General features: G+C 57.9%; 22 protein-coding genes. 13 read left to right on the top strand and 9 right to left on the bottom strand.

Features of this window, described 5'->3' with window-relative positions:
* Window positions 1-77 precede the first annotated feature (77 nt).
* Together AM218_RS02120 and AM218_RS02125 are read left to right on the top strand one after the other, a co-directional pair.
* The gene (locus tag AM218_RS02120) at window positions 78-479 is read left to right on the top strand and encodes a hypothetical protein (RefSeq protein WP_054411435.1); all 402 of its coding nucleotides are present in this window, start codon (window positions 78-80) and stop codon (window positions 477-479) included.
* Between the two features lie 22 nt (window positions 480-501).
* Entirely contained in the window at window positions 502-966 is a 465-nt protein-coding gene (locus tag AM218_RS02125) for a GNAT family N-acetyltransferase (RefSeq protein ID WP_054411438.1), read from the top strand.
* Window positions 967-1,004: 38 nt separating this feature from the next.
* Here the strand turns inward: AM218_RS02125 and AM218_RS02130 are convergent, their stop codons facing one another.
* Complete coding sequence (locus tag AM218_RS02130; protein ID WP_054411440.1) at window positions 1,005-1,364, bottom strand: DUF3703 domain-containing protein; 360 nt, start codon at window positions 1,362-1,364, stop codon at window positions 1,005-1,007.
* Between the two features lie 266 nt (window positions 1,365-1,630).
* On the opposite strand from AM218_RS02130, the gene AM218_RS02135 reads away from it, so the two are divergent.
* Window positions 1,631-2,518, top strand: coding sequence for a transglutaminase-like domain-containing protein (locus tag AM218_RS02135; protein WP_054411442.1), 888 nt, complete (start codon window positions 1,631-1,633; stop codon window positions 2,516-2,518).
* A gap of 164 nt (window positions 2,519-2,682) precedes the next feature.
* Here AM218_RS02135 and AM218_RS02140 read toward each other — a convergent pair whose 3' ends face one another.
* The 3 genes from AM218_RS02140 to AM218_RS02150 all read right to left on the bottom strand — a co-directional run bounded on the left by AM218_RS02140 (window position 2,683) and on the right by AM218_RS02150 (window position 4,347).
* Complete coding sequence (locus AM218_RS02140) at window positions 2,683-2,967, bottom strand: GIY-YIG nuclease family protein (RefSeq protein ID WP_054415213.1); 285 nt, start codon at window positions 2,965-2,967, stop codon at window positions 2,683-2,685.
* A 92-nt stretch (window positions 2,968-3,059) separates the two neighbouring features.
* Window positions 3,060-3,674: a redoxin domain-containing protein gene (locus AM218_RS02145; protein WP_054411444.1), complete on the bottom strand. Its 615-nt coding sequence runs from the start codon at window positions 3,672-3,674 to the stop codon at window positions 3,060-3,062.
* A 10-nt stretch (window positions 3,675-3,684) separates the two neighbouring features.
* Window positions 3,685-4,347, bottom strand: coding sequence for a 4'-phosphopantetheinyl transferase superfamily protein (locus AM218_RS02150; protein WP_054411446.1), 663 nt, complete (start codon window positions 4,345-4,347; stop codon window positions 3,685-3,687).
* Window positions 4,348-4,451: 104 nt separating this feature from the next.
* Here AM218_RS02150 and AM218_RS02155 point away from each other — a divergent pair, with 104 nt between their 5' ends.
* The 7 genes from AM218_RS02155 (at window position 4,452) to AM218_RS02185 (ending at window position 15,299) form a co-directional block, all read left to right on the top strand.
* On the top strand, window positions 4,452-5,381 hold the full coding sequence (locus tag AM218_RS02155; RefSeq protein ID WP_054411448.1) for a WD40 repeat domain-containing protein: 930 nt from the start codon (window positions 4,452-4,454) through the stop codon (window positions 5,379-5,381).
* A gap of 111 nt (window positions 5,382-5,492) precedes the next feature.
* On the top strand, window positions 5,493-6,506 hold the full coding sequence (locus AM218_RS02160; RefSeq protein WP_054411450.1) for a DivIVA domain-containing protein: 1,014 nt from the start codon (window positions 5,493-5,495) through the stop codon (window positions 6,504-6,506).
* A gap of 523 nt (window positions 6,507-7,029) precedes the next feature.
* Window positions 7,030-7,398: a dihydroneopterin aldolase gene (gene folB / locus AM218_RS02165; protein WP_054411453.1), complete on the top strand. Its 369-nt coding sequence runs from the start codon at window positions 7,030-7,032 to the stop codon at window positions 7,396-7,398.
* Window positions 7,399-7,558: 160 nt separating this feature from the next.
* The gene (locus AM218_RS02170) at window positions 7,559-7,957 is read left to right on the top strand and encodes a BlaI/MecI/CopY family transcriptional regulator (protein WP_054411455.1); all 399 of its coding nucleotides are present in this window, start codon (window positions 7,559-7,561) and stop codon (window positions 7,955-7,957) included.
* Window positions 7,954-10,620 carry a M56 family metallopeptidase gene (locus tag AM218_RS02175; protein ID WP_054411457.1) on the top strand — a complete coding sequence of 889 codons (2,667 nt, stop codon included), beginning with the start codon at window positions 7,954-7,956 and terminating at the stop codon, window positions 10,618-10,620. Before AM218_RS02170 ends, AM218_RS02175 begins: the two co-directional genes overlap by 4 nt.
* Before the next feature lie 220 nt (window positions 10,621-10,840).
* Window positions 10,841-13,405 carry a DUF5916 domain-containing protein gene (locus AM218_RS02180; RefSeq protein WP_082318029.1) on the top strand — a complete coding sequence of 855 codons (2,565 nt, stop codon included), beginning with the start codon at window positions 10,841-10,843 and terminating at the stop codon, window positions 13,403-13,405.
* A gap of 85 nt (window positions 13,406-13,490) precedes the next feature.
* Window positions 13,491-15,299, top strand: coding sequence for a M61 family metallopeptidase (locus AM218_RS02185; RefSeq protein ID WP_054411461.1), 1,809 nt, complete (start codon window positions 13,491-13,493; stop codon window positions 15,297-15,299).
* 260 nt (window positions 15,300-15,559) lie between these two features.
* Here AM218_RS02185 and meaB read toward each other — a convergent pair whose 3' ends face one another.
* From meaB to AM218_RS02200, 3 genes are all read right to left on the bottom strand, one after another.
* Window positions 15,560-16,540 carry a methylmalonyl Co-A mutase-associated GTPase MeaB gene (gene meaB / locus AM218_RS02190; protein WP_054411463.1) on the bottom strand — a complete coding sequence of 327 codons (981 nt, stop codon included), beginning with the start codon at window positions 16,538-16,540 and terminating at the stop codon, window positions 15,560-15,562.
* Between the two features lie 125 nt (window positions 16,541-16,665).
* Complete coding sequence (locus AM218_RS02195) at window positions 16,666-17,748, bottom strand: WD40 repeat domain-containing protein (RefSeq protein ID WP_054411465.1); 1,083 nt, start codon at window positions 17,746-17,748, stop codon at window positions 16,666-16,668.
* 92 nt (window positions 17,749-17,840) lie between these two features.
* Window positions 17,841-18,386, bottom strand: a complete 546-nt coding sequence (locus AM218_RS02200) for an NUDIX hydrolase (RefSeq protein WP_197274004.1) — start codon at window positions 18,384-18,386, stop codon at window positions 17,841-17,843.
* A gap of 207 nt (window positions 18,387-18,593) precedes the next feature.
* Here AM218_RS02200 and AM218_RS02205 point away from each other — a divergent pair, with 207 nt between their 5' ends.
* Window positions 18,594-18,920, top strand: a complete 327-nt coding sequence (locus AM218_RS02205; RefSeq protein WP_054411468.1) for a hypothetical protein — start codon at window positions 18,594-18,596, stop codon at window positions 18,918-18,920.
* 152 nt (window positions 18,921-19,072) lie between these two features.
* Entirely contained in the window at window positions 19,073-20,053 is a 981-nt protein-coding gene (locus tag AM218_RS02210; RefSeq protein WP_054411470.1) for a YitT family protein, read from the top strand.
* 95 nt (window positions 20,054-20,148) lie between these two features.
* Here the strand turns inward: AM218_RS02210 and AM218_RS02215 are convergent, their stop codons facing one another.
* Window positions 20,149-20,958, bottom strand: a complete 810-nt coding sequence (locus tag AM218_RS02215; protein ID WP_054411472.1) for a M57 family metalloprotease — start codon at window positions 20,956-20,958, stop codon at window positions 20,149-20,151.
* Between the two features lie 571 nt (window positions 20,959-21,529).
* Here AM218_RS02215 and AM218_RS02220 point away from each other — a divergent pair.
* The gene (locus AM218_RS02220; RefSeq protein WP_054411474.1) at window positions 21,530-22,018 is read left to right on the top strand and encodes an ankyrin repeat domain-containing protein; all 489 of its coding nucleotides are present in this window, start codon (window positions 21,530-21,532) and stop codon (window positions 22,016-22,018) included.
* Between the two features lie 4 nt (window positions 22,019-22,022).
* On the opposite strand, the gene AM218_RS02225 is transcribed toward AM218_RS02220, so the two are convergent.
* Window positions 22,023-23,657 (bottom strand): SBBP repeat-containing protein, encoded by a 1,635-nt coding sequence (locus AM218_RS02225; protein WP_054411476.1) that lies wholly within the window; start codon window positions 23,655-23,657, stop codon window positions 22,023-22,025.
* Window positions 23,658-23,666 lie beyond the last annotated feature (9 nt).

The raw sequence follows: 23,666 nt of genomic DNA on the forward strand, positions 1-23,666 counted from the left end.
GTGATGTGCGAATTTCATCTTAATTTAAAGAAATACAACATGCTGGTATTTTTAAGCATCGAACTTGATAGCTTAAGATGAAAGCAAAACTGGTCATGACCCTGAGCGCGGCAGCGCTTGCACTGGCAGGCCTCAGCCTGACGTTTCTGCCCGATGAAATAGCCCGGCTGAGTGGTATTGGCCAAGCCCCGGTTATAAATGTTCTGCTGCAGATACTGGGTGCGCTTCACTTCGCCTTTGCCATGCTGAACTGGATGACGAAGGGCAGCCGGATTGGTGGTATCTACAACCGACCTATTGCGCTGGCCAACTTTGCGCACTTTTTTATGGTAGCGCTGGCGTTGCTGAAAGCCCTAATCAGCAACCCGCAACTGCCTGCTGGTCTGTGGCTGGTAGCGGGCGTATATACTATTTTCGCAGTGCTTTTCAGCCTGATATTATTTTGGCATCCGCTGGCCGAGCCGGAAGTTTCGGTGTAACGCAACGCATTAAAACCTGCTGATGATTACCCTACGTCGAACAACCTCTGACAACCCCGATTTCCGGGAACTGGTGGCGCTACTGGACCACGATTTAGCCGTGCGCGACGGCGACGACCATGCCTTCTATGTCCAGTACAACAAGCTGGTGGCCATCAACCATGTGGTAGTAGCTTACCTGGCTGATAAGGCAGTAGGCTGCGGCGCTTTCAAGGAATATGAAGCCGGGCAGGTAGAGGTGAAGCGCATGTTTGTGCGCCCGGAATACCGGGGACAGGGCATTGCCGGTGCCGTGTTGGCTGAGTTGGAACAGTGGGCCCGGGAGCTAAACTACGCCGCCTGCGTGTTGGAAACCGGTAAACAGCAGCCCGAGGCCATCCGCCTCTACGAGAAAAGCGGCTACGCCTACATCCCCAACTACGGGCAGTATGCAGGCGTGGACAACAGCGTGTGCATGAAGAAAGGGCTGGCTACGACGCAGGTTTAAGCTTTAGGCCGTCAGGAGGCTGAACTCCCATTGCCGGCTTAAGCTAGCCGCAGCCATGCTTCCAGATCGGCAGGAATAGGCATGGGTTGTTCGGCGGGCACGTTGGCGCCGCCCGTGTTGCCAATGGGTACCCGACCCACTAAAGAACCCAGAAAGCCCAGCATAACCCGCGGAATTTGGCCCAGCACTTCGCGCACGCTGCCGATGCGCAGGCCATGGCGCAGCATCAGCAGGTGCACCTGGGTGTGCGGGAAAGCCCACCGCTGCCCCAGAACATGGGCGCGCTCCAAATGATGAAAGGCCATGGCAGGTTCCTGGCGCAGATAAGCGGCGCGAGCCGCTGCAAGCTCGGTGTAGTAAGGAGGCCGCAAAACGGCGGGGAGAAAAAGTGTAGCCATAAGGAAGGCAAGTTGTAGGCAGAAGACCAGCTTTTGAGGCCGCCAGTTGCCCTGGTAATGGGGTAGAAGTAGCCTTTGGGCGTTTCACCCCCAACAGGTCAACTGTTGATTCTTCAGCCGGGGAAATGCAGAAAAAGTGAACATTCGGTAGCTTCTGCCGTGTTACAAGCTGGTAACCGGCGGTAGAAACCCGCGCCGGTTGCGTTAATTTGCAGCTCCTTATGCTATTTCTACTCCGCCGCTCTACAGCCCCTACGCCCTAAGCTTTGACAAACAAAGAAATAAAAGCGCTTATCTCCCTGCTCGACGACCCGGAAATTGCGCCCGATATTCAGGCCAAGATCCAGACCCTGGGGGAGAGTATAGTCCCGTTTCTGGAAGAATCGTGGGAGGAGACTCTGGACCCGGCGCAGCAGCAGCGGATCGAGGACCTGATTCACCACCTGCAGTTTGAGGGCTTGCAGCAGCGCCTGCGGGTGTGGCGCGACTCCGGTGGCGAAAACCTGCTGGAAGGTATGTGGCTGCTCAACAGCTACCAGTATCCCGATGCCGACCTGCAGGCCCTGAACCGGGCCATTGAGCAGCTGCGCTTTGAGGCCTGGACCATGATGAAGCCCAACCTGCACCCCGCCGATCAGGTGCAGGTGCTAAATTATGTGCTCTTCAAAACCCACAAATTCGCGGCCAATACCCAGAACTTTCACTCGCCGGCCAACTCCATGCTGCATCTGGTGCTGGAAACCCGGCGCGGCAATCCGCTTACGCTGTGCGTTATCTACCTGCTGGTGGCCCAGCGGCTGCACCTGCCGGTATATGGCGTAAACCTGCCCAACCTGTTTGTGCTCACTTTTCAGCCCACGCTGCCTACCATTGAGCCTTTCTACATCAACTGCTATAACCGCGGCCTGATTCTGTCTCGCACCGATATTGAGCACTACATTGCCCAGCTCAACCTCACGGCCAATGACATGTTCTTCGAGCCCTGCTCGCACATTGATATTGTGCGCCGGGCATTACGGAACTTGGCCGTAAGCTTTGAAAAGATGCAGGAGCCGCGCAAAGCCGGCGAAGTAAGCCAGCTGCTGGCTATCCTGATGGAAGAAGACAAGCAGTCTATCGACTCAGAACCCGAAGAAGAAGGAGAGCAGGAGTAATCTCCCGTCATTGCGAGGCACGAAGCAATCCGTCCTCTAAAATGTACTGAACCCTCAAAAAACCAGAAAGCCCTTGGCACCTGTGCGGTAGTCAAGGGCTTTCTGGTTTAAGGAAGTGCCGGGAGTTGAAAAGGACGGATTGCTTCGTGCCTCGCAATGACGCATTAAGTCAGATCCTCATACAAATCCCGCCAGTCCGGATTAAAGCTATTTATAAGGTCCAGCTTCTTTTGCCGGGAGCCTCCTTTTAATTGTTTTTCTCTGTCAATGGCAAGGCGCGCATCAGTGTAATCCTCAAAATATACGAGCTGGTGCAGATTGTATTTCTTGGTAAAACCTTGGTGCAAGCCAGTCATATGCTCGTATACCCGGCGTTTTAAGTCATTGGTTACACCAATGTATAAAGTGCTTCTATTCTGATTTGTAAGAATATAAATAAAGTAGCGCAAAGCGTGTAAGTGCTTCCTAGAGTATTGCAGATCAGTGCATGCCAAAGAGCGAGTTGCGTCTTGATACAATCTCGCAAAGCAGCTAGCTCAGCTTAGTTTTTCTTGATCAGACACCCGGCGGCCCGCTGGTAGGCCACGCCGGCGGGGCGGCCGGCCGTGAGGTTGGCCAGCACCGTACCCAGGTAGTTTTCTTTTACATAGGCCTCCATCTGCGGGTTATCGTCGATGGCGCCTTTGTAGCGCACCACAAAGCCATTGCTGCTGGGTTGCAGCACTACAACCTCGGGCGTTTTGGTGGCGCCCAGCAGGCTGCTCACCTTCTGGCTGTCGTCTCGCAGATAGGTAAGGTTATTGGCGCTGCCCGATTTGATTTTGAGCTTTTCGGTTTCCCCTTCGGCCGCGCTGGCTTCCAGGTTAATGGGCGTATCAATAAACAGGAATTCTACGCCCTTGCTGCCGTAGGTGGTAGCCAGCTTGCTCAGGCGGTCCTGGTAGAGCTTGGAGAAGGGGCAGCTTTGGCTGATGAACACTACCACCACGGCTTTACTGCTAGCATAGCTGCTGAGCTTCACGTCGGCGTTGGCGGCATTCTTCAGGGTGAAGTCGGCGACGGTACCGCCCGTAGACTGGGCCCGAACGGTGCCCACGGCCACCACTCCAAACAAGAGGGCAGCGGCCAGAGCCAGAGAAATACGGCGGAAAGACATAGCAAAGAATTTAGGAAAGGGGAGAGGCATCGAGGGTGTATGTGAGTACATACGAAGAAGATAGGCGCTGGTAGTGAATCTGGTGTTGGCTGCGGGAGTTTTCTGTGAGCAGGTGCCCCGTCAAAACACCGGCCTCCCGCAGCCTAAACGGGTTGAGCTGAATATGCTCCTTAAACACCAGAGCGCGGCGGCTATGCAGTTTGTACAGGGTTTCCTTGGCACTCCAATAGAGACTGTGCTTTACTACATCGTCGCCGGCATCGGCCCGTTCCGTTTCCGATAGAAACCGCGAGGCCAATTGTTGCGCTTTGGGACGTACTAGCTCAACATCTGTGCCAACGCGCCCCCGGGTAGAAAGCAAAGCGGCCACCCACTCGCCAGAGTGCGAGAGTGAAACTGCCAATTCGGGCCGTTCCGGGAAGAAAGGGCGCCCGTTGGCATCGTTCAGCAGCACCATAGAAGGGGCCAAAGAAAATTCAGCGAGCAGCTGGTGGGCCAGCACCCGGCCCGCCAGCCATTGCTGGGCGCGGGCAGCATCCCGGCCCGCCGGTAAGAGCGGCTCATAAGGCGCTGCCTGGGGAAGGGCTTCCCATAACTGCTCCGCTGGCTCCGTGAGGTGCCACAGGCCCAGCAGGGTGTGGTCGGCAACGTGTTCAAGGGAGTGTAGCGGCATAGCAGATAAAGCAGGGGCTGCGTTAGAGCCAGAATAGGGTGCCTGGAAGCAGGGTAAAGCGCTGCTGGCCAAAACTGCCGTAATTTCGCCCTAAATCCAATGGTATGTCCACGCTTTTTAGACCGCAGGCCGAGAAACTAGCCACCCTCACCGGGCACCGCGACTGTGTGTATGCGCTGGCCGGCGCTCCTGATTCCACCTCCGTCTACTCCGCCGGTACCGATGGATTTGTGGTGGAATGGGACCTGGAAAACCCGGAGCGCGACGGGGAATTGGTGGCCCGGGTAGAAAACTCGGTATACGCCCTGAAATATCTTCCCGAGCGCGGCCTGCTCCTCATCGGCCACAACTTTCAGGGCGTGCAGGCCATTGATCTGAAAGCCCGCCAGCTGATCTTTGCCACTGCGCTGCCCCCGGCCGCCATTTTTGATATTGCTTATTCGGAATCCCGGCAGCGGGTGTACGTGGCCCTGGGCAACGGTACCCTGGCCGTGCTGCATGCCGCCGACTTAAGCCTGGAGCACCTGGTTCCGCTCTCCCACAAAAGCCTGCGCTGCCTGATCCTGCACGAAGAGCGCCAGGAGCTGGCCATAGGCGGCTCCGACCACCTGGTGCACATCCTCGATCTGGAAACTCTAACGCCAAAACAGGTGATTCCCGGCGCTACCAGCTCCGTGTTCAGCGTTTGCTACTCCCCCGATGGCCGCTACCTGCTCACGGCTGGCCGCGATGCGCACCTGCGCGTGTGGGATGTGGCCGCGGGCTACACCGAGCACCTGAGTGTAGTGGCCCATCTGTTCGCCATCAACCACGTTATCTATAGCCCCGACGGGCGCTATGTAGCCACCTGCAGCATGGATAAATCCATTAAGCTCTGGGATGCCACCGGCTTCCGGCTGCTGCGTGTGCTGGACCGGGCCCGGCACGCCGGCCATGGCACTTCCGTGAACAAGTTATTTTGGTCAGCCCATCGAAATAGGCTAGTTTCGTGTAGCGACGACCGTACCCTGGCCGTATGGCAGGTGAGTGAATAATGATTTAGTACGGAGGTGGGGTTGTGAGTGCTAGGGCGCTGCCAGCGCCCGCCAGACACTTCTTTTTTTCATGCGCTTCCCAGAGCTACCACCCAGCAACAAGCATCCAAAATGAAAATTACCGCTCTCGATATCCGGCAGAAGACCTTTGAAAAATCCTTTCGGGGGGTAGACAAAGATGAAGTTCAAGCATTCCTGCTCCAGCTCTCCCAGCAGTGGGAGCGAATGGGCGATGAAAACCGGGAGCTGCGCATGAAGCTGGACCACGCCACCCAGGACGTGCAGAAAATGCGCGAAGTGGAATCGTCCCTGTACCGCACTCTGAAAACTGCCGAGGATACCGGCAACAGCATCACGGAGCAAGCCCAGCGCGACGCCGAGCTGCGCATTCGCGAAGCCCAACTGAAGGCCGAGCAACTGCTGGCCGATGCCCGTCAGAAGGCCCGCTCCGTGGTAGATGAAGCCTACAAGCAAGCCGAAAAAACCGTTGCCGACATGCAGGCTGAGGTAAGTGCCCTGGGCCAGGAGCACCAGCGGCTGGAAGGCGTACTGGAAAGCCTGGTGCGCGACCTGCAGCACCTGGCCACCGATGCCCTGGAGAAAGTTGAGAAAAGCCGCAACCGGCCAAAATCCTCCACTTCTGCCATCCTTTCGCGGGCAGCCAGCGTAAAGGTGAATCGACCCGATTCATCCTCCGAAAGCGCTACTACTATGTTCGTGAATACATCAGCTACCTCATCAGCGGCGGCCGTAGGCAGCCCGGCAGCCCGCCCGGCCATGGTCAGTGGCGGTAACGATGCTACCAATGCGGCCCGCCCCGCTACGGCGCAGCCCGGCAGCTATAACCCCAAGCCCGGCCAGCAACCCGACCCCGGTGCTCCGGCCCAAACCCCCGGCCCCGATATCAAGCCAAACCCGGCTCCGCACGAAAACCCGGGCATCAGCGACCCTTCCCGCATTTACCAGCCCGAGCCCGCCCGGGTTCCGGACCCCACCGGCCCCCGCGTAGAGCCCACCGCCCCTGATATCCGCCCGGTTTCGCCCGATCATCCGGAAATCACCCAGCCTTCCCCTACGCGGCACTCCGCCACGCAAACGGAGAAGTCTTTCTTCGACGAAATCTAAATCACGGATTCTTCGGATTCATCCGGATTTCACGGATTTTGTGAATAAAGAAAAAGCCTACCCAATCGGGTGGGCTTTTTCTTTGTGGTTTAAAATCGTTCATGCTTACTCTTCAGCCCTCATCCTACGCCGTCATGTGGAGCATTCTGCGCATCAAGCAGAGGATCGGGACATCTCGCGTGCTGATGTTGCTATGGTATCTCAGTTGCAATTCTTCCCTTATTGTCATCCTGAGGCGGTAGCCGAAGGACCTTATCACGTTAGAAAGAGTCGTTGTTACGCTAGTTGTTCAGCTGTGAGAAGGTCCTTCGCAAGCTCAGGATGACAACTGAGTGAGGATGAGAGCTAGAATTAATAGCAGCTAATAAGAATTACAGCTAGGAAATAATTGTCTGTGAAATATTTGGCTATGCTCCGCAAGCCGCAAGAGGTAGCAGTTTTAAGGTGCCAATAGCTTAAACCGGCTTTTCATTTCAGAACTTGCCGCTCCCGTTTCACTACTCACCAATTCACACCTCACCACATGGGCCAGATTGCACTGGAAGGCATGGAGTTTTTCGCGTTTCACGGCTACTATGACGAGGAGCAGAAAATCGGCAATAAGTATGGGGTAGACCTGTACATCCGGACGGATCTGTACGCCGCCGGAACCTCAGATAAGCTGCACGAGACGGTGAACTACGAAGTGCTCTACCGTATGGTGCGTGAGGAAATGCAGGCGCCAGCGCGGCTGCTGGAGCACCTGGGGCACCGGGTAATAGACCGGGTGCTGGAAGAGTTTCCCCACGTGCTGTCCGTGAAAGTGAAGGTAGCCAAGTTTAACCCGCCGCTAGGCGGCATCTGCCGGCGTGCCCAGATTACGCTGGTGCGCAAACGGGCCGGGCAACGCTAGCCCGCGTTTTCGGGTCTTTGCTGGAAAACCGGTTTTAAAGCCTGATCTTCTGTTGAATAAAATATTGTACGAAAAATATCGTAGATAAAACTTGACTCTACGAATCAATTCGTATATGTTTGATGTACGAACCACTTCGTACGACCAACCTTTCTGAGCTATGAGTAAATCCCCGCCCCCCAAGCCTACCGAATCGGAGTTGGAAATTCTGCAGGTGCTGTGGCAGCACGGCCCCAGCACCGTGCGGTTTGTGAACGACGACCTCAGCCAACACCGGGAAATAGGCTACACCACCACCCTGAAGCTGTTGCAGCTGATGCTGGACAAAGGCCTAGTGCAGCGCGATGATGCCACCAAGACCCACGTGTACCGCGCCGCCGTGCGCCAGGAAGAAACCCAGGGGCTGCTGCTGGACCGTTTCGTGGAAGCCACCTTCGGCGGCTCGGCCCTGAAGCTGGTAATGCAGGCCCTCGGCAACCGCCGCACCTCCCGCGAAGAGCTGGACCAGATCCGGACGCTACTGGACGAAATCGAAAACACTAAAGGCGAAGCACAATGAACTGGCTCGAAACCTTTTTAACCCCCGCGCTGGTGCGAGCCTTAGGCTGGACGCTGGTGCATTCTCTGTGGCAGGGCGCGGTAGTGGCCCTGTCGCTGGCCGGTTTGCTGCTGCTGTTGCGCCGGCATAGTGCCCAAATCCGCTACGGGGCCGCTGCAGTAGCCCTGGTGGCTATGCTAGCGCTGGGCATGGTCACGTTTGGCCGCTACTACTACGCGGAGCAGGCGGCCCAGGCGCAGCCTCAGTCGCTACCGTTCCGCTCGTTGCCGGCGTCGCTGTCGGGGGCGCAGGTCATTCTGGCCTCGGTGAATGCTAATACTTCGGCAGAAGCCGCGCTGGCGGCCCCGCTGACAGAAGAAGAAGCATCGGTATCTATGGCCCAGTCCTGGCTGGAGTATTTCGACCGCAACCTGCCTATTCTTGTCACCATTTGGCTGTTGGGCCTGCTGGCCATGACTTTGCGCATGCTGGGTGGCTTGGCCTACGTGCAGCGCCTGCGGCATTATCGGGTGCGCCCTCTCAGCGAGGAGTGGCAGGCCCGCCTGGCCGAGCTGGCCTCTAGGGCCGGTGTTACGCAGTCGGTCAGTATTCTGGAGTCGGCGCTGGTGCGCGTGCCGTTGGTGGTAGGGCATTTGCGACCCGTGATACTGCTGCCGCTGGGCACCGTAACCGGCCTCAGCCAAAACTACCTGGAGGCCATTCTGGCCCACGAGCTGGCTCATATTGCCCGCCGCGACTACCTCATGAACCTGCTGCAGTCGGTAGCGGAAATTCTGTTCTTCTACCACCCAGCGGTGTGGTTTATTACCGCCACGCTGCGCAATGAGCGGGAAAACTGCTGCGATGATGCCGCTACCGCCCTGGTAGGGGGAAACCCTATGACCCTGGCCCGCGCCCTGACGGCGCTGGCTGAGCGCTGCCTGCAGCCGCACGCCGCCCCGCGCCTGGCCCTGTCGGCGGTGGGTACGGATGGGTCTTTGCTGGGCCGTGTGCGCCGCCTAGTGCAGGGCCGCAGCGCCCCTACTTTCACGGAAGGCTTTATGGCGGCCTGCGTGGTGCTCACGGGCATTGTGCTGCTGACCACGGCCGTGGCCATGGCCGGCCCACGGCCGGCTGAGAAAACGCATCTGCTAAAGGAAACCCTGGCCGGCGTAACCGTATATGGGCAGGATACCGCGAAGGCTTTAGTCAAAACCAAGGCTGATTCCAGCGCCGCCTCCACCCTGAGCACTGATACTAAAGTGCCGGCCATAGTAGAGCGCGAGGTAGAAGAAGTGTCCGAAATGGCGGTGGCGGCTCAGGATGATGAGCCGGGCAAGGTCAAATTCAAGAACAAGAAAGACAAAGACAAAGCCCGCAAAGGCAAAAACGTTGAGCAGGTTGTGGTAGTGGAGCAAGGCGGCCGCGGCCGCCGCAACGCCCCTGGCACGGTGGTTATTCAGAAGGATAAAAAAGGCCGCGTAACGGACGTAATAGTAGATGGCCAGCAGGTGGTATCCAGCGGCAAAGCCAAAAAAGGGGAGAAAATTGAAAAGCGGGTTGAAGTTATTCGGGTGCGGCCCAACGGCATGGTATTCCGGAATGACTTTGATGAGCAGAGCTTCAACCGCAACTTCAACCAGGCCTTTCCCTTTGGTGGGAATGCCGGCCGCCGCACTATTGTGGTGCCCGGCCCGGCCGAACGGATCCGCATCCGGGAGCAGGCTCGCCGAGCTGCTCAGCAGGGCGCACGGGTGCAGCGCGAGCTACGCCTGAGTGGCAACGAGGGCGACTTTGAATTTGAGTTCGACGGCCCCGATACGGATGAGCTGAGCCGAAACGCGCTGGAAGATGCGGAGCGCGGTCTGCGCAAAGCAGAAGCGGAAGCTACCACCGATGAGGAGCGGGAGCATATTCGGGAAGCGCTGAATGAGCTGCGCGAGCAGCGAGCTGATAGCCGGGAGCGGCAGCAGGAAATAGTGGAACGCCGCAATGAGCAGCGCGACCAGGGGCGGGAAGCCGACGAGCTGCGCCGCGAAGCGGACCGCCTCCGCCGGGAAGCCGACCGCCTGCAGCGCGAAGCGGACCGCAACTCCCGCACCGCCAACGATGACAGCCGCCAGCTGACTGATGAGCTGCTGAAAGACGGACTGATTTCCAGCTCCCGCAACTATACTTTCGATCTGACTACTAAAGCCCTCACCGTGAATGGCAAGAAGCAGTCGGAAAAGATGCGTCAGAAATATGCCAAGATGTATGCGGAGCGCAATGGCCGCCCCCTGACCAGCACCAGCCACTGGCGCTCAGAGGAAAACCGCACCACGGCCCGCAATGTACCCCGGCCGCCCCAACCACCGCGGGCGCCGCAGGCACCGCGCGCCCCACGCATGGGCAGCGGCAGCAATCTGGCCCCGCCACCGCCGCCTCCCGGGGCACCGGCCATGCCCCCGCCACCTCCTGCGCCACCCCGCCTGAACACCGATAAAATTCGGGCCGAGCTGCGCAAAGACGGGCTGCTGGATGCCAACAAGAAAGGCTTCCAGCTGCAGCTGACCGGCGACGAGCTGAAAGTGAACGGCAAAACCCAGTCGGCGGAAATGGCCCGCAAATACCGCCGCCTGCTGAATATTCCCGAAGACGGTAAAAACTCGAACAATACAGTGCAAATATCTATCACTGATTAAGATAACGCAGATAAAAAACCGGCTTATGGTACCATAAGCCGGTTTTTTATGACTTATTCTGTAGCTGCAGGCAACGCTTTTTATATAGTTCGCATCTATTGCTCTGTGCGGGAGAAAACCGGGTGTACGCGCAGCCCCCGGTACCGGCACTTTTTGCTGCCCTGCCAGCCCCGTTATCCGCCGTTGATTTTCTGATTTGCCCCACTTTTTCTCTCTCACTATGGCTCGCATCAGGCTTTTCCTGCTGTGCTGGCTTAGCGTAGTTGTCTCCCTGCAGGCCGTCGCTCAGTCAGAACCTGTTACTCCCGCTGCCAAGGCCGCAGTGGCCCCCGTTCTGCGCCGCCAATTGCAGGCCCTGCGCATTACTGAATCCATTAAGCTGGACGGCGCCCTGGATGAGCCCATCTGGCAGCAGGCGGCCATTGCCACCGATTTTATTCAGAACCGGCCCAACCCCGGCCCCCACGAGAAGCACCCCACGGAAGTGCGCATCCTGTACGATGACGCCGCGCTTTATATTGGTGCCGTGATGCATGATGTATCATTGGATTCCATTCCCCGGGAGCTAACCGCCCGGGATGATTTCGGCAACACCGACTTCTTCGGCATCTTCCTCGATACCTATCATGATAAGCTGAACGGCTACGGTTTCTTCGTAACGCCAGCCGGGGTGCAGGCCGATGCCCGCTACTCACCGGCCAGCGGCGAAGACTTTAACTGGACGGCCGTATGGGAAAGCCGCACCGCCCTGCGCGGCACCGACTGGGTGGCGGAAATGCGCATTCCGTATTCGGCCATCCGCTTCAGCACGGAAGGCGAGCAGACCTGGGGGCTGAACTTTATGCGCAACCGCCAGATTCTGAAGCAGGGATTCTTCTGGAATGAGGTGAAGCCTGAGGAAAATGGCTTTGTAAACCAATGGGGCGAGCTAACCGGCATTCGGGACGTGAAAGCCCCGTTGCGCCTTTCCTTCACGCCCTATGTGTCTACCTACGTTAACCACTACCCCTATAAAGAGCAGGGCGTGCGCAACACCCATACCTCCTTTAACGGCGGCGCCGACGTGAAATGGGGCATCAATGAAAGCTTCACGCTGGATGCTACCTTGGTGCCCGACTTTGGCCAGACGCTGAGCGACAACCAGGTGCTGAACCTCTCGCCCTTTGAAGTGCAGTTCAATGAGAACCGCCAGTTTTTCACGGAAGGCACGGAGCTCTTCAACAAAGGCAATCTGTTCTACTCCCGCCGCGTGGGTGCCCAGCCCCTGGGCTTCTACGATGCCGAAAGCAAGCTCCAGAGCAATGAGCGGCTGCTGAAAAACCCCGGCGAAAGCCGACTGCTGAATGCCACCAAAATATCGGGGCGTACCAGCAAAGGGTTGGGGGTAGGGCTGTTTAATGCGGTTTCGGCCAATATGTATGCTACCGCCGAGAACACCCTGACTGGGGAGCAGCGCCGCATTCAGACGCAGCCGCTGGCCAACTACAACATCTTTGTGCTGGACCAGTCCCTGAAAAACAACTCCTACGTGTCGCTCATCAACACCAACGTAACGCGGCAGGGCAGCACCTTTGATGCCAACGTAACGGGCGGTTTGTTCCGCTTCAACAACAAGAAGAACTCCTACGCCCTGGATGGCCAGGTAGTGTACTCCCGTCGCCGCGGGCTGGGCTTTAACTCAGATCAGCCTATTGATGATAAGGATGGCTACAAATACCTGCTGGGCGTAGGCAAAACCGGCGGCAGCTTTACGTGGCGCCTGAGTCAGGGCATAGAATCGAATACCTATAACCCCAACGACCTGGGTATTCTGTTCAGCAACAACTCCATTTCGCAGGTGGCCGAGATGAACTACAACCGCTATAAGCCCTTCTGGAAGGTAAACAACGCCTATACCTACCTGGTGGTGGAGCATAAGCTGCTGTATAAGCCCACGGCTTACAACAGCGCCGGCGTGTACTTTGGCGGCAATACCACCTTCACCAAAAACTTCCTGTCGGTAGGCTTCAACAGCGACTACACCGCCGTGATGCACGACTTCTTTGAGCCCCGCGTAGCTGACATCGGCTCGTATTACGTGCGGCTGCCGGCCAACGTGGGTGGCAATGCCTTCGTCTCTTCTGACTACCGCAAGAAGCTGGCATTTGACCTTTCCACTGCTTTCCGGCGCTTTGAGCTGGACGGCATCCGGCCGCGCCGCATGGGCTATGGTATCAACTTCGGGCCACGCTACCGCGTCAGCAACCAGCTGTCGTTCCGCTATAACTTTGAGTGGAGTACGCGCCCCAACCAGGTGGGCTACGTGAATGGGGGCCTGGATGTAAACAACCCGCAGGATTATAAGCTGGCGCTGGACCCCAGCAACATTCTGCTGGGCCGCCGGCGGGTAATGACCTACGTGAACACCGTAACGGGCACGTATACGTTCAACAACCGCATGTCTTTCAACATTCGGACCCGGCACTACTCCAGCAGCGTGCATTACTATGACTTCACGCTGCTCCAGAAAGAGGGCAAGGAGTACAAAGTAGACTACCGCCGCAACCGCGACACCAGCTTCAATGCCTTCAACGTGGATGCCAACTTCCTGTGGTGGTTTGCGCCGGGCTCGCAGGTAAGCATTGTGTGGAAGAATGCTGCCGCCAATTCCCTGCAGGCCGAGGAAGCTACGCCGCTTTACTTCGATAACCTGACCAACACCATCAACACGCCACACAATAATTCGCTGTCGGTGAAGGTGCTGTACTACCTGGATTATCTCACGCTGCGGCGCAAACGCTCGTAGTCACTCAGGCAACCCTTTGGGCGCCCCGGCCGTCTCTGGCCGGGGCGCTTTTGCTTCCTCTTCTCTTTCCCCCTATTCAGTTTCTATGAAATCCTTACTGTACGGTGCCCTGCTGGCTGCCCTGATGCCCTTGCACTCAGCGCTGGCCGCTTCCGAGCTTACCTACACCGTCAACATTGACCCGGCCGTTTCCACTGATGAGTTTCAGGTGCGGCTGCAGCTGCCCAAAAAGCTGAAAAAAGATCAGGCCATTTACCAGTTTGCCTCCACCGCGCCCGGCACGTACCAGGTAATGGACATGGGCCGCTTTGTGCGCAAGTTTGAGGCTTTTGACAAGAAGGGCAAGCCGCTGGAAGCCAAACAGATTTCCACCAACCAGTGGCAGCTGGCCAACCCGGAGAAGACCCGCGAAATCCGCTACACCATAGCTGAAACCTGGGATACCAAGGTGCAGGAGCACCGCATCTACCGCATGTGCGGCTCCTCCCTGGAGGCCGACCACGCCCTGCTGAACGGGCAAACCATTCTGGGCTACCCCCAGGGCATGCAGAACAAGCCCCTGCGCCTGAAAGTAAACTACCCCAGCGGCTGGAAAGCCGGCTCGGCCCTCACGCCCGATTCCAAAGGCTACTACCACGCCAAAGACTACGACCAGGCCGTAGACTCGCCCATTCTGCTTGGCCGCCTCACGGAAGCCACCACCAAGCTCGGCGACGCCGAAGTGGCGCTGTACTGCTACTCTAAAACCGACCTGATTAAGGCCGAGCCCCTGCTGGCTGATATGCAGAAAATGCTGGGCGCCGCCAAGACTTTCCTGGTGCAGCTGCCCGTGAAGCGCTATGCTTTCCTGTATCACTTCGAAGACCAGAGCCAGGGTGCCTGGGAGCATTCCTACAGTTCGGAGTACGTGCTGCAGGAGCAGCCCCTCACGCCCGAATACGTGCAGAGCATCACGGATATGGCCGCGCATGAGTTCTTCCACATCGTGACGCCCCTGAACATTCATTCGGAAATCATCGAGCACTTCAACTTTGTGCAGCCTACCGGCTCGCAGCACCTGTGGCTGTATGAAGGCACCACGGAGTGGGCCGCGCACATGATGCAGCTGCGCAGCGGCCTGGTTTCTTTAGATGATTACCTAAACACCCTGCACGATAAAGTGCGCTACGACCACCTGCGCGCCGATACCACTTACTCCCTGAAGCGCCTCGGGCTGAACTCCTTCCTGGATGAAGGTCAGGAGCAGTACGGCAACATTTACCAGCGCGGCGCCATGACGGCCGCCCTGCTGGATCTGCGCCTGCTGGAACTTTCCGGCGGTAAGCGCGGCCTGCGCGAAGTACTGCTGGATCTGGCCAAGAAATACGGCCCCAGCAAGCCGGTTAGCGAGAAGGACTTTTTCGATGACTTTACAAAGATGACTTACCCCGAAATCCGGGACTTCTTCACGCGCTACATAGAAAACGCCGAGCCACTGCCCTTGCAGGAGTACTACGCCAAAGTGGGTATTCGCTATGATGCCAAGCTGAAAACAGGCCAGAAAGTAGGGCTGATTCCTATGGAAGGTCTGGGGTTCCGGCCCGGCCCCGATGGTATTCTGTTCAGCAACGTGCCCGCTAACCTGCAGGCCCAGGGCATTCAGCCCAACGATAAGCTGGTAGCCGTTGATGGAGAAGCCGTCACGCCGCAAAACCTGAGGCAACTGCTGGCTGCCGTGCAGACCCGCAAGCCCGGCTCCGACTATACCCTCACCATCAGCCGCAACGGCGCCGAGCAAAAAGTGCTGGCCCGCACGCTGGTGCGCGATGAGGTGAAGGCCTATAATTTCGCCCTGAATCCGCAGGCCACGCCCGAGCAGTTGGCCCTGCGCAAAGCCTGGCAGACCAATCTATAGGCTGACTAATAGCGTCTGCCTTTCTTAAAACGTCATGTCGAGCATTCTGCGTATCCAGCAGAGTCCCGGGGCATCTCGCCCGCTTTGACTGTCATCCTGACGCAGGAAGGACCTTCTCCCGCAAGCACGAGTCTTTGTTACGATGGTCGTTCTAGCGGGAGAAGGTCCTTCCTGCGTCAGGATGACAGATAGGGTGGCAATATCAGCACGCGAGATACCTCTCTACCGCTCGACATGACGTTCTTTTTTTGCTACTTCGATTACTTCAGACCCAGCAGCTCCGCCGCGGCCCCAAAGGCTGACTTGCGCCCATCCAGCACCTGCTGGCGGATGGCGGCCAGGTGCGCCTGTACTTCGGGGCGGGCGTAGAACTGGTCTTCCAAGCCCTGCCGGATGGTTTCGTGCAGCCAGTGCAGGTGCTGCTCCTGTCGCCGCTGCTGAAAGTAGCCGCTGGCTTGTGTTTGAGCACAATAGGTTTCCAGCAGTTGCCACACTTCCGGCACGCCGGCACCGGTCAAAGCTGAGCTGGTAGTTACCACGGGGCTCCAGCCGGAGGGCGCCAGCGGAAACAGGTGCAAGGCATTCTGGTACTCGGCGCGGGCGCGGCGGGCGGGCAGCTCATTGGCGCCGTCGGCTTTGGTGATGACTACGGCATCGGCCATTTCCATGATGCCTTTCTTGATGCCCTGCAGCTCGTCGCCGGCGCCGGCCAGCATCAACAGCAGAAAGAAATCTACCATGCCGTGCACGGCGGTTTCGCTCTGGCCCACGCCCACGGTTTCCACAAAAATGACATCGTGCCCGGCGGCTTCGCAGAGCAGCATGGCCTCGCGGGTGCTGCGCGTAACGCCGCCCAGAGAGCGGCCGGCCGGGGAGGGGCGAATGTAGGCGTGCGGGTGTGCTGCCAGCTGGTTCATGCGGGTTTTATCGCCCAGAATACTGCCGCCACTGCGCTGGCTGCTGGGGTCTACGGCTAGCACGGCCAGCCGCTTGCCCTGCTGCTCCACCAGGTGCATGCCCAGGGCTTCAATAAACGTACTTTTTCCTACGCCCGGCACGCCGGTAATACCTACGCGCACCGAGCGGCCCGTGTGCGGCAGTACGCGGTCCAGCACCTGCTCGGCCAGGCGCTGGTCGCTGGGCAGGGTGCTTTCTACCAGCGTAATGGCGCGGCTGAGCAGCATACGGTTGCCGGCCAGAATGCCGTCAGTGTATTCGGAAACGGAAAAGCGCTTGGCCAAGGGGAAATGAAAAGTAGCGTAAGCCGCAGCTGCTGGCAGCAGAAGCCCGAAGGTAAACCCGGCAGGCTAATCGGCTGTGCAAGCTAAGGCTTACGCTACTTTTTTAGGCAGGATGCCGGCCAAAACTACCGGATAAAGTTGGGCAGGCCCAGCTTGCTGCGCTTGGCACCCAGGTTAAACCCATCGTCAACATAGTTGCAGGCCGCGCCCGGGGCATTGGGGTTCTGAATTACGCCCAGATAAGGGTTGTCTTCGCGGGCCACGTAGATTTTGCCATCGGGGCCGAGCTGCAGGGTGCCCACTTTGCGGTTGGCTGACTTGCCCACTCTTTCTGCTTTGCCGGTGCGCAGGTCAAACTGGGTGATGGTGGCGTCGCCACCACCGGCGCCGTTGCTGGTGCCGTAGAGCTTGCTGCCATCGGGCGAAAACTCCACGCCGTAGGCTTCCTCATAAGGCCCAAACTGCTGCGGGTTGCTGATGACGCCGGTGGTACGGTCAAAATCGAAGAGCTCAAACTTGTTGCTTTCCCGCCACAGCGCGGCGGCCAGCTTGCTGCCATCGGGCGAGAATTTGATGCAGCCAATGGCATTGCGGCCGGGGCCCGCGTGCATGCTGCCCACGTTGCTCATCACGGGCATGCCGGCTACACCCTCGGCCGTTACCAGGTAGGAAACAAAGGCGTTAGAGTTCCAGCGGTGGGCCACCACCCATACGTCGCGGCCGTTGGCGTGGCGCACGGCCGCCAGCTTTTCGGCTACCGGGGTAATGAGCAGCATATTGGCGCGGGGCACATCGCCAAAGCCGTTGTCGCGGGTCATATCGACGACGGAATAGCGCAGGCCGTTGCTGCGGCCCTGCAGGTCAGTGGTGAAAATGTAGAACACGTTGCCGCTGCCCGGGTCGGGCACGATAACGGCGCTTTGCGTGCTGCTGGCGTCGCCCATGAGGTGGCGGCCGTTGGGCATCAGCTTATGCTGGCGGTTCCACACGCTTACGCCGTTGGTATAGAACAGCAGCTGGCCCTGGGCATTGGTAGCCACGGCTGAGCCCTCGTAGGTGTTCATCTTACCATCCAGCAGGGGTACCGGCTGGCCGGTGGAAAAGCTGAGGCCGGCCTGGTTGCCGAAATACCAGATGCTTTGCTCGGCCTGAGCCAAAGCCGTTAAGCTCGGCAGGCAGGCAAGCAGTAAAAACAGGAGTCGTTTCATATGCAGAAAAAGCCGGCTATTACGGAGCGAAACCCGCCGGCACAGCTATGCAACGTAATTTCGTGCCAAACTGTGTTAACATCTGCCAAAGCTTATATAGCCCACTCCCCGGCCAGCAGGCGGGGCAGGAGTGGCTGCACAATACGGTAGCTGGCGCCCCACAGGGCATACGGCCCAATCCGGTAAAAAGAAATAGGGCGGGGGCTGGCCCAGCCCGGCAGCTGCCACTCCTCGGTGGTGTGGGTTTCGGGGGCCAGGAGTTCGGCCACCTCTACATCCAGCACCTCGGCTATTTCAGAAGACTGCAGCAGCCAGCGGGCCGGCGGATGAATGTGCCCCAGAAACGGCGTGATGCGGAAGCTGGAAACCATGGTAACAATAACCGGCAGCGTAGCCAATATCTGAACCTGGGCAATGGGCAGGCCTACTTCCTCGTGAGTTTCGCGCAGGGCCGTGGCTTGCAGGGAAGTATCCTGCACCTCCCGCTTGCCACCCGGGAAAGCCAGTTGCCCACCGTGAATGCCACCCTTGCCCCGGCGCACCAGTACCAGCCGCAGGCGGCCGGCCGCATCACGGTACACGGGCACCAGCACGGCAGCCTCGCGTAAGGGAGGAAGTACACTTTTGAAAGCAGGCATAGGGAAGGAAAGCGAAGAGAAAGGTAAAGCGTGGGCCGGTTGATTATCTAGGTGGGGCGCAGCAGCCATTGCCCCGGTAAATAAACCATCATCCTACCGACTGCGTTACTCAGAAAGGTATTCGCTTTTTTTTCGCTTCCCGTGCCCTCCGTGTCCGCAGCTTTATTTATTCCGCGCTGTCGGCAGTTTGCTCTACTGCTTTTGGGCATGCTTTGGACCGCCCTGAGCCTGGGTACGCCCATTGAAGCAGTTGCCGCCGGGAAAGTAGCCTATGTACTGCGCCCTGCTACCAGCCACGCCGGCACTACGCCTCAGCAGCTGGCAGCCACTTTCCGGCTGCATCAGGAAGCCTTGGCGCCCGCCGCCACGGATATGCCGCCCGGCCTGGGCCCGGCTTGGGTAAGCAACAATGCCCCCTGGTTGCACCTGGCAGGTTTGCAAATGGCCGGCCGGCAGCGCCAGGCTACGACGGAGGTAATAGCAACACAGCGGGCACGGTGCCGCTTAAGTGATATTGCCCCCAACGCGCCTTAGCGGCTTTCAGAACTTTTTGACCAGAGAGTTTGGGTATCTTACTCAAACCCGGTCCACGCAACAGCCCTTTAAGCTTATTTGCCCGGCTATCCAGAATGGGGAGCCGGGGAGGGAGCAAACCGGCTATTTCCTGAAAGCTAACCGCCTGCCAGATGCTTCTGCAACAACTTATTTTAGAGCGAATTAAAAAGAGAAAGGATGCCGCGCAGCCGCAGTATATTCCTGATCTTACCTATACCCCCCCGGAAAATTCCGCATCGGCTCCCGCCGCCTTTAACCGTGTACGGCGTGAGCTGCTGCACGCCAGCATGCTGCTGGCCGGAGTATTCTCGGCGGCGCTGGGGCTGAAAGGCTTTTTGCTGCCCAATGGCTTCATTGATGGCGGCGTAACCGGCATTTCCCTGCTGACCACCGAACTGACGGGTATCTCCCTGTCGTTGCTGATTGTGGTTATCAATATTCCTTTTATCATTCTGGGCTACTTTCAGCTGGGCTTGGGCTTTGCACTGCGCACCCTGGTTACCATTCTGGCGCTGGCAGTGGTCCTCTTACTGGTATCCTTCCCCACGCTCACGCAGGATAAGTTGCTGATTGCCGTATTCGGTGGGTTTTTCCTGGGGGCCGGTATTGGGCTGGCCGTGCGCGGCGGGGCCGTGCTGGATGGTACCGAGATTCTGGCCGTGTACATCAGCAAAAGAACCATGCTCTCGGTGGGGGATGTCATTCTGATCATCAACATCTTCATCTTCAGTATTGCGGCCTGGCTGCTCTCTGTAGAAACGGCCCTCTACTCGGTGCTGGCCTACCTTTCGGCGGCCAAAACCGTCGATTTTATCATTGAAGGCATTGAAGAGTACACCGGCGTCACTATCATCTCGGCGCGTAGTGAGAGCATCCGGCAGATGGTAACGGAGAAGCTGGGCCGGGGTGCCACCCTGTATGTAGGCAAAGGCGGCTACGGCTCACACGGGCAGCATCCCGGGCAAATTGATATCATCTTCACCGTGGTGACGCGCCTGGAAGTCACGCGCCTGACGGATGAGATTGACCGCATCGATCCGCAGGCTTTTGTGGTGATGAGCAGCGTGCGCGACACCAAGGGGGGGCTGGTGAAGAAACGGCCCTTGCATTAAGGGCCGGGCTGCTGGCAACAGCCAGAAGAAGCCGCATAAAAGAAGCCCCCTGCCAGCGTTGGCAGGGGGCTTCTTTTATTGGAAACGACCGGGGCTTAGTAGAGGTAGTTAAGCGCGGTGCGGTCGTTGGTGTTGAAGGGGCGGTTTACACCGGTGCCCACGCAGGCCAGCATCCAGGAGTTGGGGTCGGCGGAAGAAGGCGTACCGGGAATCAGGATGGCACCCACCGTGCTGGCGCCTTCGTTGGTGTAGGCACCACCACAGCTATAGCTGCGGTCCATGTAGTCGGTGTGGCGGAAGCCGATGCAGTGACCCATTTCGTGCGCCAGAATGGTGCCCAGGTAGTTGGTGCCGGGGTTAGAGCCCAGGTAGGTAGAGTTTACCAGCACCTGGTTGTAGGGGTTGCCTGCCGACGTGGGGAAGCCGGCCGAAGCCAGATAAGAGGCGTTGGTTGGCGCCTTCGTCAGCAGAATGTTGTAGCCCGAGGACACGCGCTGGAAGCGAATACGCAGCCCTTCCGCGTTGTAGCGACGGATAGCTTCATCGGTAGCCGTGGCGTAGGCTGAGGGCAGCGAAGTGCTGACCGCCACATAAATGGTGCGGGTAGTAGAGCCCACGCTTACCAGGTTGGTGGTGCGGTACTGCTCCGATTCGCCCACCCGCAGGAATTTGCCGTCGGCTTTGCTGTTCAGGTCGCGGGCCGAAAGGCGGATGTCACCTTCTACCACATATTCGTCGCCATCCCGCTTTACATCGTGGGTGCTGAAGCCAAGGGCTTTAATCTGCGTGAGGGTGTCTTCGCTAATAGCATTTTTAGAGGCAACGTCTTCCTGCTTGCTGCAGCTTGAGAAGAAGGTAGCGCCAACCAGCAGCAGAGCAGAGGCAAATAGTTTAGTTGTTTTCATAAAAATGTGTGAAGATTTTGGGGTGATGGTTGAAATTATGTCCGAAAAGTAGGCTTAATTTTAATGTATTATCAAAATGTCAAAATTTTGCACCTTTTCTACACGATTCAAATACGGAACATTCTGCTCTCTTTGTGACACCTTCAAAATGAAATATTATTGATATCTAATTGCAGCTGAAATTCATTGTCCTGCCCGGTGCCAGGCTGCTTTTTCTGCTGCCCGGCAAAACAAAGCAGCCTGCCCATTTGGGCAGGCTGCATAAAAAAGCGCCTAAAAAGCAGGGTGAAAAGGACAACGCAAATCAGCCCCCGCGAAAGTGCGGTTTAGGGGTTCTTGCTACCGCATAGTGCAAAATTTTGACAGCCCGAATCAGTTGTTATAAACAGATTATCAACAGATTAAAGTGAATAAGCTTGCTTTTTTTCGAATGCCGGCAGGGCAACAGGCCGCCACCAACAAATTTTTATTCCACCAAGCCGAAAACTCGCCGCCCGAAACACGATAACCGGCCCGCGCTTTTGCGGTATGGCTGGTACGTTCCCCTGTTAACCCCTTCAGCCTGCGCCGTATGTCCTTTACCTCCAATCGTCCCGAAGACCTGCTGTTTGATGCTGCCCGCAAAGGAGACGTGGCGTATCTGCAGCACCTGCTGGATCAGCAAATAGATGTGAATACCCAGGATGTCAAAGGCTTTACCCCGCTGATTATAGCCGCTTACGATGAGCATGAGGACGCCACCAAACTGCTGCTGGCCGCCGGCGCCGACCCCAACGTGCAGGACCGCGCCGGCAACACCGCCCTTATGGGCGTGTGCTTTAAAGGCTACCCTGCCATTGCCCAACTGCTCATTGCCCACGGCGCCGACCTGAACCTGCAAAACGGCAACGGTGGCACGGCCCTCATGTTTGCCACCTTATTTGGCCGCAACCAGCTGGTGAAAGTAATGCTGGAGGCCGGCGCCGATACCACCCTACGCGACGTGCGCGGCCTCACGGCCTTTGATCTGGCCGTGCAGCAGGGCAATGAGGAAGCCCTGCAATTGATGCAGGCAGAATAGGGGCTTACTCCACCGTTACGGTTTTGGTGAGCAGCTGCCCGTTCTGCTGCAGGCACAGCACATACAGGCCGCGCGGCAGTTGGGAGGTGTCAAACACTGCTTCCAGCTTGCCGGTGGGGTTTTGGAGGGTTTTCTCGGCTACGGGTACGCCCAGCTGGTTGTAGAGCACGGCCCGCAGCACCTGGTTTTTCTCCCCGCTTTCCAGCCGCAGGGTAAACTGCTCATGCGCGGGCATGGGGTAGAGGCTGGCCGCTAGCGCCGCCAGCATTGTCTGGTTGCCTGAGCGGCCTATTTTCCGGGTGCCGTAGCGCCCCAGGTAGTAGCTGGTAAAAGGGCTGGACAGGGTGAAAGGCCCAAACTGCGCCGTGCCCGTGAAAATACCGCTGTTGTAGAGGTTGTCGGGCCCGGCCATAGCAATGGAAAATCCGGAGCTGGTGCCCGGTCCATCTACTGCTTCCAGTTGCTTTACCTTGCCGTTGGGCTGCAGCAGGGCAATAAAGGCCTGAAAATCGGAGGTAATGCTGCGTATTCCGGTCAGGTATATTTTGCCGTATTGGGCATCCACGGCCATATCCTCGGGGTAGTTGTAGCCGGGTCCTTCTCCCAGAATGGCCGTGGCCCATTCCGGTTTGCCCTGGCTGTTGTAGCGGGCCACGAAAATATCTGCGTTGCCCGTGCTGCTCAGCGTGGTTTTGCCAAATTCTACGGTGCCGGTAAATTGCCCCGCTCGGTACAAATGCCCCTTCCGGTCAACGGCCAGAGGGCCCTCCGTACCTGCCGGATCCTGGGCCCACTTCACCAGCCCCTTGCCGGGGTCAAACTGTGCCAGAAAATCATCGGAGGAGGAGCTTGCCGGAACGTGGGCGCCTCCCAGCGTGAGGCTGCCGCCATAAAAGCTGCCGCTCACGTAGCCTTGCCCTTTGTCAGCCACTGCCAGATGCAAGCCTACGCTTTGGGCGGCATCGGGGCCGGTAGCCACGTTGGCCCAGCGTAGGGCGCCCTTGGGTGTATAGCTGGCAATAAAGGCCTGCCCTGCCCGGTCGGAAAAGGTGCGGAAGCCAATCTGGACGGAGCTGCCGCTTACGCTCCCGGTTATGTAGCTGTTGCCGGCCGCGTCTACCGCAATGGCGCGGCTTTGGTTTGTGGGTTCCCATTCGTCGCCGGTGCGCACACTGCTTATCTGCCGGAGCCAGCGCACCGCGCCATTCGGGGCCAGGCACAGGGTCATGATATCATCCCCACCGGGCCCGGCTGTGGTTTGGCTGGTGGCTAATGCCTTGTCGCCCAGGCTCAGCGAACCGTTAAAAACGCCCGTGACATAGCTGTTACCCAGTTTATCTACCGCAATGCTGGCCGGAAAAACTGAGTTGTCGGCCTGCAGCTTGGTAGAAAATACCAGCTGGCCCGCGGGCGAGAATTTGGCTACATATAGGCAATAGCCCGGGTTGCTCAGCTGCGTAGAGCCCAGCTGGAGAAACCCCGTGAAGGTGCCCGTAACATACAGATTGCCAAAAGCATCTGATGCAATGTCTTCCAGTGGGTTGCTGCCTTCTACCGCCTGTACCCAGCTCCATTGGTTTGATTGGGCCTGGGCGGATACACTAAGTAAGAATGCTATTGCTAAGAAGAAGTTTTTCATAGCTAAAGG

This window comes from Hymenobacter sp. DG25A (genome assembly GCF_001280305.1).
Taxonomy (GTDB): domain Bacteria; phylum Bacteroidota; class Bacteroidia; order Cytophagales; family Hymenobacteraceae; genus Hymenobacter.

What these genes read in the sequence shown, in the direction of transcription:
- AM218_RS02120 (WP_054411435.1), top strand. Translation starts at nt 78, where the DNA reads ATGAAAGCAAAACTGGTCATGACCCTGAGCGCGGCAGCGCTTGCACTG.
- AM218_RS02125 (WP_054411438.1), top strand. Translation starts at nt 502, where the DNA reads ATGATTACCCTACGTCGAACAACCTCTGACAACCCCGATTTCCGGGAA.
- AM218_RS02130 (WP_054411440.1), bottom strand. Translation starts at nt 1,364, where the DNA reads ATGGCTACACTTTTTCTCCCCGCCGTTTTGCGGCCTCCTTACTACACC.
- AM218_RS02145 (WP_054411444.1), bottom strand. Translation starts at nt 3,674, where the DNA reads ATGTCTTTCCGCCGTATTTCTCTGGCTCTGGCCGCTGCCCTCTTGTTT.
- AM218_RS02150 (WP_054411446.1), bottom strand. Translation starts at nt 4,347, where the DNA reads ATGCCGCTACACTCCCTTGAACACGTTGCCGACCACACCCTGCTGGGC.
- AM218_RS02155 (WP_054411448.1), top strand. Translation starts at nt 4,452, where the DNA reads ATGTCCACGCTTTTTAGACCGCAGGCCGAGAAACTAGCCACCCTCACC.
- AM218_RS02160 (WP_054411450.1), top strand. Translation starts at nt 5,493, where the DNA reads ATGAAAATTACCGCTCTCGATATCCGGCAGAAGACCTTTGAAAAATCC.
- folB (WP_054411453.1), top strand. Translation starts at nt 7,030, where the DNA reads ATGGGCCAGATTGCACTGGAAGGCATGGAGTTTTTCGCGTTTCACGGC.
- AM218_RS02170 (WP_054411455.1), top strand. Translation starts at nt 7,559, where the DNA reads ATGAGTAAATCCCCGCCCCCCAAGCCTACCGAATCGGAGTTGGAAATT.
- AM218_RS02175 (WP_054411457.1), top strand. Translation starts at nt 7,954, where the DNA reads ATGAACTGGCTCGAAACCTTTTTAACCCCCGCGCTGGTGCGAGCCTTA.
- AM218_RS02180 (WP_082318029.1), top strand. Translation starts at nt 10,841, where the DNA reads ATGGCTCGCATCAGGCTTTTCCTGCTGTGCTGGCTTAGCGTAGTTGTC.
- AM218_RS02185 (WP_054411461.1), top strand. Translation starts at nt 13,491, where the DNA reads ATGAAATCCTTACTGTACGGTGCCCTGCTGGCTGCCCTGATGCCCTTG.
- AM218_RS02195 (WP_054411465.1), bottom strand. Translation starts at nt 17,748, where the DNA reads ATGAAACGACTCCTGTTTTTACTGCTTGCCTGCCTGCCGAGCTTAACG.
- AM218_RS02200 (WP_197274004.1), bottom strand. Translation starts at nt 18,386, where the DNA reads ATGCCTGCTTTCAAAAGTGTACTTCCTCCCTTACGCGAGGCTGCCGTG.
- AM218_RS02205 (WP_054411468.1), top strand. Translation starts at nt 18,594, where the DNA reads ATGCTTTGGACCGCCCTGAGCCTGGGTACGCCCATTGAAGCAGTTGCC.
- AM218_RS02210 (WP_054411470.1), top strand. Translation starts at nt 19,073, where the DNA reads ATGCTTCTGCAACAACTTATTTTAGAGCGAATTAAAAAGAGAAAGGAT.
- AM218_RS02215 (WP_054411472.1), bottom strand. Translation starts at nt 20,958, where the DNA reads ATGAAAACAACTAAACTATTTGCCTCTGCTCTGCTGCTGGTTGGCGCT.
- AM218_RS02220 (WP_054411474.1), top strand. Translation starts at nt 21,530, where the DNA reads ATGTCCTTTACCTCCAATCGTCCCGAAGACCTGCTGTTTGATGCTGCC.
- AM218_RS02225 (WP_054411476.1), bottom strand. Translation starts at nt 23,657, where the DNA reads ATGAAAAACTTCTTCTTAGCAATAGCATTCTTACTTAGTGTATCCGCC.